The 11,476-nt window shown below is 70.7% G+C and carries 10 protein-coding genes; 4 read left to right on the top strand and 6 right to left on the bottom strand.

Going from position 1 to position 11,476, the window contains the following annotated elements; translation table 11 throughout:
- Both G6030_RS03275 and G6030_RS03280 read right to left on the bottom strand, forming a co-directional pair.
- A partial coding sequence (locus tag G6030_RS03275) for a hypothetical protein (protein ID WP_182642195.1) occupies positions 1-568 on the bottom strand: 568 nt, incomplete at its 3' end.
- On the bottom strand, positions 565-2,070 hold the full coding sequence (locus G6030_RS03280) for a lipopolysaccharide biosynthesis protein (RefSeq protein WP_182642196.1): 1,506 nt from the start codon (positions 2,068-2,070) through the stop codon (positions 565-567). The genes G6030_RS03275 and G6030_RS03280, both read right to left, overlap by 4 nt.
- Before the next feature lie 179 nt (positions 2,071-2,249).
- Between G6030_RS03280 and G6030_RS03285 the strand changes: the two genes are divergently transcribed.
- Complete coding sequence (locus G6030_RS03285; RefSeq protein ID WP_182642197.1) at positions 2,250-3,524, top strand: glycosyltransferase family 4 protein; 1,275 nt, start codon at positions 2,250-2,252, stop codon at positions 3,522-3,524.
- Positions 3,525-3,533: 9 nt separating this feature from the next.
- On the top strand, positions 3,534-4,502 hold the full coding sequence (locus tag G6030_RS03290) for an LCP family protein (protein ID WP_182642198.1): 969 nt from the start codon (positions 3,534-3,536) through the stop codon (positions 4,500-4,502).
- Between the two features lie 32 nt (positions 4,503-4,534).
- On the opposite strand, the gene G6030_RS03295 is transcribed toward G6030_RS03290, so the two are convergent.
- The 4 genes from G6030_RS03295 to G6030_RS03310 all read right to left on the bottom strand — a co-directional run bounded on the left by G6030_RS03295 (position 4,535) and on the right by G6030_RS03310 (position 9,628).
- Positions 4,535-5,698 carry a GGDEF domain-containing protein gene (locus G6030_RS03295; RefSeq protein WP_182642199.1) on the bottom strand — a complete coding sequence of 388 codons (1,164 nt, stop codon included), beginning with the start codon at positions 5,696-5,698 and terminating at the stop codon, positions 4,535-4,537.
- Positions 5,695-7,056 (bottom strand): sugar transferase, encoded by a 1,362-nt coding sequence (locus G6030_RS03300; RefSeq protein WP_182642200.1) that lies wholly within the window; start codon positions 7,054-7,056, stop codon positions 5,695-5,697. The genes G6030_RS03295 and G6030_RS03300 overlap by 4 nt, the downstream gene beginning before the upstream one ends.
- On the bottom strand, positions 7,053-8,150 hold the full coding sequence (locus G6030_RS03305) for an SDR family oxidoreductase (protein ID WP_182642201.1): 1,098 nt from the start codon (positions 8,148-8,150) through the stop codon (positions 7,053-7,055). The genes G6030_RS03300 and G6030_RS03305 overlap by 4 nt, the downstream gene beginning before the upstream one ends.
- A 158-nt stretch (positions 8,151-8,308) precedes the next feature.
- Entirely contained in the window at positions 8,309-9,628 is a 1,320-nt protein-coding gene (locus G6030_RS03310; protein WP_182642202.1) for an EAL domain-containing protein, read from the bottom strand.
- Between the two features lie 136 nt (positions 9,629-9,764).
- Between G6030_RS03310 and G6030_RS03315 the strand changes: the two genes are divergently transcribed.
- On the top strand, positions 9,765-10,478 hold the full coding sequence (locus G6030_RS03315; RefSeq protein WP_182642203.1) for an alpha/beta hydrolase: 714 nt from the start codon (positions 9,765-9,767) through the stop codon (positions 10,476-10,478).
- 42 nt (positions 10,479-10,520) lie between these two features.
- Complete coding sequence (locus tag G6030_RS03320; RefSeq protein WP_347238562.1) at positions 10,521-11,240, top strand: heme-binding protein; 720 nt, start codon at positions 10,521-10,523, stop codon at positions 11,238-11,240.
- Positions 11,241-11,476: the final 236 nt, after the last annotated feature.

The raw sequence follows: 11,476 nt of genomic DNA on the forward strand, positions 1-11,476 counted from the left end.
GCCCGCGCCGCCCGATCGCGCTGATCACCAGCCCGATCCCGGCCCCCACCAGGGCGCCGGCGATGGCCGCCACCCCGACCAGTTGCGCCGGCGAGGCCCCGCGCGCGGTCTCCGCCGGACGGACGGCGGCCTCGCTGATGACGAAGGGAGCCAGGATCGTCGACGCCGACGTGCTCGCCGACCGCAGCACCGTCGCCAGCGCGGCGTCGGAGGACGCTGCCGAACCGGTCTCCACGGTGACCTCGACGAGCGTGGTGTCCACGAGGGCGTTCGCCGAGAGCACGACCTCGGTGGTCGGCACGTCCAGCGCCCGGGCGGCCTCGACCGCCCACTGCTCGCTGCCGTAGATGGTCGCCGCGGTGCGGACCACCTGCTCCTCACTGAGGACCTGCCAGAAGTCGGCCGCGAGGTCGTCGGGAAGGCCCGCCGCGGGGACGACCGCGACGGTGGCGGTCGATGCGTACCGGGCGGGGGCGTCCGCCAACGCGGTCCCCGCCCCGGCGCCGGTGAGCGCACCCAGCACCGTGGTGGCGGCGACGATCCAGGCGCGGCGTGTCCGTGACGTCATTTCGGGCTCCCTGTGGGTACGGCGCGCGTGCGGCCGGTCGTGGTGGTGCGGGCCCGCGACAGCAGCGCGGCCCCGGAGGAGAACAGATCGGGGGCGGTCAGGCGCACGAGCAGCGGGTAGACCACGGCTCCGGTGCCGACGAGGACGGCCAGCTCGGCCGCGGGGTGCAGGGTGCCGGTGACGAGTGACAGCGCCCAGACGACGCCCGCCATGACCCCGGCCGCGGCCAGCGGACGCAGGATCGACGCCAGCAGCGGGCCCGCCGCCGTGCCGGTGACCCGGGTGACCACCCACAGTCGCACGGCAGAACTCACCAGCTCGATCGCGACCAGCACGCCCGCCACCGCGACCGCGCCGTGGCCCGCCGCCCACCACACGGGCACGGCCATCACCGCGAGCTTGCCGGCGTTGAGCGCGGTGAGGATCCCCGGCCGCCCGAGGGCCTTGAAGACGTCGCCGGAGTGGAACGAGGTGGCGTAGACGAGCGCGAACAGGCTGATCAGGGCCAGCATCGGCGCCGCGTCGGCATACCGCTCGCCGTACAGCGTCCGGATGAGCGGGTCGGCCACCACCGCCAGCCCCAGGGCCACCGGCGCGGTCAGGCCCACCACCCAGGCGACCACGACGCGGTAGTGCCGGGTCAGCGCCTCGGGATCGTCCTGCAGCCGGGACAGGGCGCTGAAGAGCACGTCGCTGACCACGATGCACAGGTTGAGCACGATGAGTTCCGGCACCCGGTAGGCCAGGGTGTACATCCCCAGCGCCTCGTCCCCGGCTCGCGCGCCGATCGCGAGGTAGTCGACGTTGTAGATCCCGTACGCGAGGAGCGTCACCGCCGACACCGGCAGCCCGAACCGCAGGAGTTCAGCGAAGACGCCGCGGTCGAAGCCGAACCGCAACCCGGCGCCACCGGCCCGCCAGTACAGGGCCGTGGTCACCGCGACCCCCAGGATCTGCGCGTAGACCAGGCTCCAGACGCCCTGACCCGCGATCGCCAGCCCGATCGCCGTGACGGTCTTGACCGCGGCCCCGGCCGCCTCGGGGACGAGCCGCGCCCGGAAGTCCAGGCGGCGCCGCAGCGCGGACTGGGGGACCACCCCGAGCGCCGAGATCACCAGGGCGACCGCGAGAGCCCGGACCGGCGACGCGAGATCCGGCCTGTCGGCCACCTCGGCGAGGACGGGCGCGGCCACCACCAGCACGGCGGCGGCCAGGACCCCGGTCACGGTGGTGACGAGCAGACCGGTGGGGGCGATGACGGACCAGGGGCGGCGGGACTGCACCACCGAGGCGCCGAAGCCGAGGTCCTTGACGTAGTCGAAGAGGTTGACCACCAGCAGGGCGAAGGCGAACAGGCCGAACTCGGCGGGCTCGAGCAGCCGGGCCAGGACGACCATCATGATGAGGGTCGAGGACTTGCTCAGGGAGAACACGGCGTAGTTCCACGCGGACTGCCGCCCGGTGTCCGGGGTGGCGGTGGCGGCGGTGGACGGCTGATCCATGGGGCCTCCGGGGCCTCGATGATCCTGAGATGAAGCTGAGCGGTCGGGCGATCGTGGTGTCGCCCTTTTCGGGGCGACGGCCCCTTTCGGGCTCGATAAGAAATGATAGACCTTTTATGTAGACTCTGGAAAGATGATCTTCCACCGCAGGTGGTCGACCGCAGCCAGAAGGGGGCCGGATGAACCGCCGGATAGCAGTGGTCAGCGCCGTGAACCCGTATCCCACGGACGCGGGGAAGAAGGTCGTCCTCGCCGGGCTCCTCTCGTACTTCGCGGAGCGATACGGCCCGGAGGCGGTCCACTACGTCCACGTGGGCGCAGACGACGGCTCGTTTCCCCCGCCCGACTGGCCCACGGCCGCGAGCGCTGTCCCCGCCCCGCGGACGCACGAGGCCGTGCGGCAGGTTCTCACCCGCACGACCACCGGTCGCTCCAGCCTCCAGGAGTCGCTCCTGCGTTCACCGCGGACCGGGGAGGGGATCCGCCGGGCGCTGGACCGGGTGCGTCCCGACACGGTGGTCTACGACACCGTCCGGATGGCGCAGTACGCCGGGCAGAGCGGCGCGGCCCTGCAGATCTGCTACCTCGACGACCTGTTCTCGGAGCGGTACGCCACCATGCTGCGGACCGCGCGGCTGCACCCCGACATCGACATCGCGCCGCTGGGCAACTTCGCCGGATTCGTCCCGGCCCCCCTGCGACCGATCGCCGCACACCGGTGCGGATGGCAGTCCCTGTTGACCGTGGAACGGCATCTGATCCGCCGCGGCGAGGACCGCGTCGCCCACGACGTCGACCGGGCCCTGCTCATCAGCGAACCCGAGGCAGAGATCCTGCGTGCCCGGACCGGGCTGGGGGAGGACCGGATCATGTCGGTCCCGCCCCTGCTGGCCGAGCCCCCCCGGCGGACCCGCCGGCCGTCGGGGCGCCCCGAGTACGTCTTCCTCGGTCAGCTGTCCCTCCCGCACAACGACGACGGTCTGCGCTCCTTCCTCGCCACCGTGTGGCCCCTGGTGCTCGCAACCGAACCGCGGGCGCGACTGCGGATCATCGGACGATCACCGCGCCCGGGGCTGACGGAGGCGGTGGCGGCCCACGCCGACTCGGTCGTCCTCGAGGGCTACGTCCCCGACCTCGCCGAGGCGCTGGCCACGGCCACGGCCATGGTCAACCACCTCCGCTTCGGCTCCGGCATCAAACTCAAGGTGATCGAGGCCCTCGGCCACGACCTCCCCGTGGTGTCCACCGGGATCGGGGCGCACGGGATAGACCTCTCCGGGACCTCCGGGGTGCTGGTGGCCGATGACCCCCGGGACTTCGCCACCCACCTGCTGGAACTGGCGGACCCCGCCGCCAACGCCGTCCACTCGCAGGCCGCCGCCGGTCACTTCGCCCGCGCGTACTCCCGCGACGCGGTGCTGGGACGCTACGACCGCGCATTCGCGGGCAGGTAGGGCCGCAGTGTGTCCCGCCACGTCGTCGTCATCATCCGGTTCGTCGCGACTGCCGCGGTACTGGCCGTCGCGGCCGTCGGGGGGCTCCTCCTGCTGCACGACGGGGTGGGGAGGGACGTCGCCCGCGTCTCCGCCTTCCCCGCCGAGGACATGCGCCCGCCGGCCACACCCACAGATGACCTGACGCTCCTCCTGCTCGGCCAGGACTGGTCCCCCGACGCCGCGCGGCACGGCCGCAGCGACGCGATCCTGCTCGTCCGGATCCCCTGGCACCGGTCCACCGTCACGATCGTGTCGATCCCGCGGGACTCCTGGGTGACCCTGCCCGGATTAGGCGAGGGCAAGATCAACTCCGCGCTCGCCCTGGGCGGACCCCCGTTGGCGGTGGCCACCGTGGAGGACCTCACCGGAATCCGCGTCGACCACGTCGCGATGGTCGACGGCGACGGGTTCAGTGCGCTCACCGACGCGCTCGGCGGGGTGACGATCGAGATCCCGGAGACGGTCCACGACAGCGCGCGCGGGATCACGTGGACCGCCGGGACCCACCGGCTCGACGGCGCCGGGGCACTCGACTACGTCGGCCAGCGGTACGGACTCGCCGGCGGTGACCTCGACCGGGTGCGCCGCCACCAGAACCTGCTGCGGGCGATGGCCACCACACTGCTCGACCTCGACGCGCTCGCCGATCCCCGGGCCGTCCACCGGCTGGTCGGCGCGGCCACCGACTCGATCGTCGTGGACGAGGAGTGGGATGCCGACGAGATGAGGGAACTCGCACTGTCCCTCCGGTACCTAAAGGAGGCGGACCTGACGTTCACCACGGCCCCGGTCGCCGGTCTCGACCGGGTGGGCGGGCAGAGCGTGGTCCGGCTGGACCGGGCGCGCGCGGCCGAGCTGTGGACGGCGATCCGGGAGGACTGGGGCCCGGAATGGGTGGAGCAGTCCGGCGTCGCCCTCGCCCCGCGCGTGCCCTGACCGGTGCCACGCGGCTCCGCGAGCAGCCGCACCTACGCGGCCGTGCCGCGCCGGTGGCGCACGATCTCGCGACCCACGATGGTCGCCAGGCCGAAACCGTTCGGCGGATCCTGAGGAAACTCCGCGCTCTCGTCGGCGACACCGGGTCGCCACCGGATGAGCGTGGAGGTCTGCATCACCACGCGGTCGCGGCCGAGGGACTTGGCCCGGTACACGCAGCGGTCGGCGGTCCGGGTGAGCTGGTCCATGATCTCCGAGGCGTTCGGGGGGCCCGAGTCGCTCGTCTCGATCGGGCCGAGGACCGCGCCCACGCTCACCGTCACCTCGCCCTCGGCGGCGACGGCTCCCCGGATGCGTGAGGCCGCGGCACTGATCTCCGCGACGCTGTCAACCGGGAACATCACCACGAACTCCTCGCCCCCGATCCTGCTCACCAGGCTGCCGGCCGGGGCGGCGGTGGTGATGACGCGCACCGCGTTGACGAGCACGATGTCCCCGGCGGTATGCCCGAACGTGTCGTTGACTTCCTTGAAGTGGTCGATGTCGATCAGCAGGAAACCGACCGGCCGGCGGTGATCGGCGCAGTGACCGAACACGCGGGCGTGGCGTCGGATCAGTCCCCGCCGGTTCAGCGCTCTGGTCAGCGGGTCGATCTCGCCGACGAGCGCGACCCTCTCCATCGCGAACTCAAGGGAACTCCGCAGCACCACCACCATGAAGACCGGGATGCAGACGGTGAGGATCGATGCGCCCGCCGCGACGAGCCCGCCGATGACCGAGGTGGACGACACGGCGGAGAAGGCCGAGGCGAGCAGGATGGCCGTCAGGCTGAACCCGATTGTCGCCCGGATCGTCGAGGCCATCGCGGCGATGGCGGGGGCCGTGGCCAGCAGGGCGACGATCGCCCGTGAGGCCGCCGGATCCGTCACGATGGTCGCCGAGAACGCGATGCAGACCATCGCGCCCACCCCCACGACCGCGAACTGGCGATCCGTGAGCCGACCGACGCGGGCGGTGAACAACAGCAGCGCGACCCCGAACAACCAGACCGTGATCAACGCCGGCATCATGCCCGGGCGGACGAAAGTAGGGCTGCCGAGGGCGAGCACCGGGAGGAATGCCCCGCATCCGCTGCTGACGAGAATCGCGGCCGACCTGGCGTCGAATCTCTCCCAGAAGCGGGCGGGCACGCTCATGAGCCCGTGCCGGCCAGGACCGCCCTGACGGTGAGCAACAGGATCTTGATGTCGAGCCACACCGACCAGTTCTGGATGTAGAAGTTGTCGTACAGTGCCCGGTCGTCGATGCTCGTGTCGCCCCGGAGACCGTGGACCGCGGACCATCCCGTCAGTCCCACGGTGGCCCGGTGGCGGTCCACGTAGGACGGGACGCTCCTCGCGAACTGCTCGACGAAGTGGGGACGCTCGGGGCGCGGGCCGACGAGCGACATGTCTCCGCGTACGACGTTCCACAGCTGGGGCAACTCGTCGATCGAGGACGCGCGCAGTATCCGCCCGACCGGACCGATCCGGTCCTCCGGATGCCAATCGGTGTCGGACGCCCCGGGGTCCACCGGCCGCATGGAGCGGAACTTGTAGAGGACGAACTCGTGTCCGCCGCGACCCACGCGCACCTGGCGGAACAGGATCGGCGCACCCCGGTCGGACAACGCGACGGCCACGGCGGTCAGGGCGAGTAGAGGCGACAACAGGACCAGCGCACTCCCGGCGACCATCACGTCGAACACCCGCTTCGCCTGCCAGTACCACGTGCGATTGATGTGGCGCCGCACCCTGAGCAGCGGGACGGTATGGATCCGATCCATGTCCGAGTTGAGGTGCACGAACTCGAACAACCGGGGCACCAGGTAGATCTCGCAGTCCAGGGAGTCGCACTGCCTCAGAGGGGAGATCAGGGAGGAGTCCGGGCGGTGCTGGAACGCCACGATCACGGTCTCGACGCCCAGCTCCACCACCGCTTCGTGCAGCGGGCGATCGAGGACGGGGACCGGGAACCGGTCGGCGCCCAGCAGCGGGTCGCGGTCGATCACCGCCACGGGTTCCAGGCCCAACTCGGGGAACTCGTCGATACTGTCGAGCAGCTCACCGGCGACCACCCCGCCACCGACGATGATCGTGCGCCGACGGGCGGCGGGGTTGCGGCGCCGCCGGCGACGCACGAGCGCGTAGTAGACCACGCGGGTGAGGAAGAGTGCCGCGAAAACCGACGCGATCATGACGAGCAGGTCCCGGATGGAATCGTGCCCACCACGGGCGAACTCCACGACGAGCGCTCCGACGACCGAGGCCGCGGCGAGACGCGGGGCGTCGTTGAGTGCAGAGAGGGTGATGAGAGTGCGGTAGTTACCGGAGAACTCCACTGCCAGTACCACCAGGATCGCGGCCACCGCAGCACCGGTCGCCGAGTCGACGAACGCGTAGATCACCGCAGTCTGGAGCACCACGTCGAGCCCCGCCAGGAGGGTGTCGGACCGCTGCCGCGTCACCAGTCGGGCTCGGACCTTCTCCCCGACAGCGACGTCGCGGACCGTCATGACGCGACTCTCTCGATGTGGTGGGCAGTGCCGAAATCGCTCGTGGCTGCCGGCGTGCCCTGGTGCTGCGTTCGGGAGAACGTGGCGAGGAACTCGTCCGCGCTCACGCCCGCGCTGGCGGAGGTGTAGGCGTGCAGCAGCTCCGCGATCCCGTCCGCGAGCCCGTGACGGGCCTCGAAGCCGACAGCTCGCCAGATCTCCCCGGAGTCCACCCGGCGGGGCTCGCTCGCACTCCCGGAGTGGCGGACGAGTCCGATGGATGTCCCCGGCACCGCCTCGACGATCATGCGGGCGAGCGCGGCCTCCGTCACCGTGTCCTCGTGACTGCCGACGTTGAACGACGCTCCGTGCACCGTCTCTCGCAGCGCCTCCAGGCACCGCAGGACGGCGTCCGCGACGTCCCTCACGTGGATCGACGGCCCACAGGTGTCGGCGGCTCCCGCCAGCACGACCCGGCCGTCGAGGGCCGCGGTGGCGACCATGTGGTTGACCGGTAGGTCCGAGCGCAGCCGCGGAGAGAACCCGAACGCCGTGGCCAATCTGAGGGACACCGGGGTGAAACCGCTGTCGGCCAACGCCGTGATGTCCTCCTCGACCCGCAATTTTGAGGCCGCCCACGGGGTGGTCGGGTGCAGGGGGCTGGACTCCGTCGCAGGTTCCCCGTCCCCGGGCTCGTACACCGCGCACGTCGAGGTGAAGAGGAACCTGCCCACCCCCGCCGCCCTGGCCTCCCGGGCCAGCCGAACCGAGACGCGATGGTTTTCCTCGCCGACGGAACGTTGGAGAGCTCCGGTGCCACCTCCGTCCGGCGCCGCGGCGAGATGAACCACGGCGTCGAATCCCGCGAGATCCGTGGCCGTGACCTCACGCATATCCGCGCAGAGGGTGGGCGGATCGTGTGGACTCCTTCCCAGGATACGCTCCGCGAACACCCCCGTATCGATACCTGTGACCTCGTGTCCGGCGGCCGAGACCTCGTCTGCCACCACGGTTCCCAGGTACCCCTGGTTCCCCGTGACCAGGACCCTCATGGATCCCTTCCCCCTGGTGAACGTCGTCTCGGTGCCGGGCCTGCTGATGACTGTCCTGTCCATAAGAGTGCTCCGCTACCTCAGTCGCCGGAGCGGGTCCCCTAGTGCCCGCCTCGACGCGTTTCGATAAGCGTAGCTTGATCATTCGAATGTGCAACCTTTAAACATGCTGTGACCAGCATTCTGGCGCCAACCTGCGGGGGAGTGGCACTTATGTGTTGTTAAGGAATGCGGATCTGGGATGCGGGCCCCGGACGGCCGTAGAAGTATCCCTGTGCGTGGGTGAACCCCAGGTCTCGTAGGGCGGGAATCTGGCCCTCGTCCTCCACGCCCTCGGCGACGGACGCTATCCCGAGCGTCTGGGAGATGTCGCAGACGGCGCCGATGATCTTGCGGATGGAGGGGTCCGAGACCGAGCGCACCAGGGAGCGGTCCACCTTGACCACGCTCACCGGGAGGTCGGCGAGGTAGCGCAGTGCCGCGAACCCCGTCCCCAGGTCATCGACGCAGATGACGCAGCCCATCTCCGCCAACCCCTCGATGGTCCGCATCGCCGGGGAGGCGACATCGATGAGGGCCTGCTCCGTGATCTCGATCCAGACGTCGGACGCGCTCAGCGACAACTCGTCCAGGGTTCGTCGTACATACGGCAGGAGCCGCGAATCCGCGAGCTGTCGTGCGGAGTAGTTGACGGACATGAACAGCGGCGTGGTCACACTATGGGGACTCCACCGGGCGAGCTGCTCCAGCGCGGAACGCGTCCCTGCTCTACCGATCGGCAGGATGAGCGAGGTCTCCTCGGCGGCGGGGAGGAACGCCGGCGGGGTGAGTAGGGCATCGCCTCTCCGCCACCGGATCAAGGACTCGTAGCCGAGCACGCGGGCGTCGGCCAGGTCGACGATGGGCTGGTAGTGCATCTCGAAATCCGAGGAGGCAGCGCGCGCCATCGCAGTCCTCAGCTCTGAGGCGTTGGCGAGTTCCTCGAGCATTGACTGCGTGGCCGCGTGCAGATGCGACCCGGTCTCCATGGCGAGATGCGCGGCCGCGAACGCCGCCCGCATCAGGAGGTCCGGGTCGTCTGTACCCACCGACGCCGCAGTGGCGGAACCGACCTGTGACTGCACGAAGTGCTCCCGGTCGGCGAGGAGGAGCGGGTGGGAGAGGTGTTCCTTCAGCTCGGCGGTGAGGTCGTCCACGGAGTGGGTGCCCGCGTCGAACCGGATGACCACGGTGCGGTCGACGGGTCCGGGCTCGACGATGGCATGGCCCCCCAGGGCGGCGCGAATAGATGACTGTGCAGCGGTCGTGATCAGGGCCGAGGTGGCGAAACCGTGTGCTGCCAGGAAGCCGCCGGAGAGATCCAGTCCCACGACGATGACGCCTGCAGAACTCGGTGCCTGCGCTCGACCCGGAGCGCCTGCCTCGATCCCCTGCCTCTCCTCGGGGTCTGCGTCCGAGAGTCCGTTCGCCGGGCAGACATCATCGGCACGGGAGCCGGGCGCCCCGGCCTCCTGCGGCAGTCTCGACAGACGTAACACCATCGGAATGACCATACAGCCGAAACTGGCCGTTCGATCAGCTAATTTCCGTCCGACACGCAGCGTAGCCGGGCGTGGCGTACCCCGGGGTGAGGTCGATCGACTCGGTGCCGAGTGCCGGATGGGTAGCCTCGCGGCCATGACCGACTTCGTCCTCCTCCCCGGCCTCCACGGTGACGCGCAGACGTGGGCGCCGGTCATGCGCGCGCTGCCGGACGGCGTCCACGCCACGCCGCTGGACCTTCCGGCCGTGTCCGACCTCGATGCACTCGTCGACGAGGTGGCGGGCCGGGTCGCGCCCGGCAGCGTCGTCGTCGGGCATTCCCTCGGCGGCGTGGTGGCGATGCATCTCGCCGAGCGGCACCCGTCGCTGCTGGCCGGGCTCGTCCTGGTCACCGCCCCGGTGGGTGCCGAAGATCCGGAGTCGGCGAAGGCGCGGGCGGACCGCGCTGCAGGCCTGAGTCCGGAGGCGTACGAGGAGATCGCGCTCGACGGCATGGAGGCGGTGTACTACGGCGACCGCGGTCACGATCCCGAGGTCCGGGCCGAGCGGCTGCGCGCGGCGCGGGTGTACGGTCCGGAGCGGTTCGCAGCCCATTCGGTGGCGATCGGCGCCCGCCCGGATCGCAGCGAGTTCCCCGCGCGGGCTGGTGTCCCGGTGCTGATCGTGGGGGCGTCGGACGACCAGGTGGTGTCCACCGAGGAGCAGCGGCGGTGGGCTGAGGTGAATGGTGCCGGGGATGGTCGCGTCACCTACGTCGAGATCCCGGAGACCGGACACATGCTGCCGGTGGAGGCCCCGGACGAGCTGGCCGGCGCGATCGTCGACTGGCTCCGCGGACTCTCGGGCTGACCCGGCCGGTTCCGCGCCACCCGGCAGCCGCGGGTCGGGCGGGTGGAGGTGGGCCTCGTCGTCGTCGTCATCGTCGTCGTCGCGATCTTCCACCCGCACCACGTCGCCCAGTGGCATGCCCGCCTGGCAGTCTCCGGTGACTGGACGCGCGGCGCCGTCACTGGCCGCTCGCGCGCGTACCGTCGATTCATGACCGAGCAGCAGCCCTACGAGGTGCTCGAGCATCACCCGGAGTTCGAGCTGCGGCGGTACCCCTCCCACGCCGCGGCGGAGGTGTCCGTTCGCGGGTCCTTCAGCAGTGCCGGCAACCAGGCGTTCAGGGCTCTCTTCAGGTACATCACCGGTCACAATAAGTCCGCCGGGTCCATCGCCATGACGGCGCCGGTCGTCCAGGAGGCCTCCGGCTCCGAGAAGGTCGCCATGACCGCGCCCGTGGTCCAGACCGAGGCCGACGGCGGCGAGCACGTGGTCGCCTTTGTCCTGCCCGCCTCGCTCACCGCCGCGACCGCGCCGGTGCCCACCGATCCTCGGGTGCGGGTCAAGCAGGTGCCCGACCGTGTCGCGGCGGCGGTGCGCTACTCGGGACGGTGGAGCGAGTCGGCCTATCGACGTCACCTGGACCGGCTGCAGGCCGCGATCGGCCGGGCCGGGCTGGTCCCCACCGGGCCACCCAGGTACGCCCGGTTCGACCCGCCCTTCACGCCGTGGTTCCTGCGGCGCAACGAGGTCGTGCAGGACGTGGTGTGGCAGGGCGAGAGCTGAGCCTACTTCTGCGAACGGGGGCGTCCCGATACGCCGCTCGCATCTCGTATCGTCGGTGAGGTGACGCCCTCGACAGATCGCCCGTACGGGCCAGGCGACCTCACGGCCGACGAGTTGAAGCACGCGGTTCTCGACGCATTGGCGAGCGCGGGAGTCCCTCAGACCGAGTTGATGGCCTCGCTGGCGGCCGGGGCGGATTACCAGTCGCCGTGGGAACGCCCGGCCGTCAACCGCCG

Source organism: Dietzia sp. E1, assembly GCF_014145015.1.
Classification (GTDB): Bacteria; Actinomycetota; Actinomycetes; order Mycobacteriales; family Mycobacteriaceae; genus Dietzia; species Dietzia cinnamea_A.

Bases quoted from the DNA above. Each gene is read 5' to 3' on its own strand.
- G6030_RS03310 (WP_182642202.1), bottom strand. From the start codon at position 9,628: ATGGTGTTACGTCTGTCGAGACTGCCGCAGGAGGCCGGGGCGCCCGGC.
- G6030_RS03315 (WP_182642203.1), top strand. From the start codon at position 9,765: ATGACCGACTTCGTCCTCCTCCCCGGCCTCCACGGTGACGCGCAGACG.
- G6030_RS03285 (WP_182642197.1), top strand. From the start codon at position 2,250: ATGAACCGCCGGATAGCAGTGGTCAGCGCCGTGAACCCGTATCCCACG.
- G6030_RS03305 (WP_182642201.1), bottom strand. From the start codon at position 8,150: ATGGACAGGACAGTCATCAGCAGGCCCGGCACCGAGACGACGTTCACC.
- G6030_RS03295 (WP_182642199.1), bottom strand. From the start codon at position 5,698: ATGAGCGTGCCCGCCCGCTTCTGGGAGAGATTCGACGCCAGGTCGGCC.
- G6030_RS03280 (WP_182642196.1), bottom strand. From the start codon at position 2,070: ATGGATCAGCCGTCCACCGCCGCCACCGCCACCCCGGACACCGGGCGG.
- G6030_RS03300 (WP_182642200.1), bottom strand. From the start codon at position 7,056: ATGACGGTCCGCGACGTCGCTGTCGGGGAGAAGGTCCGAGCCCGACTG.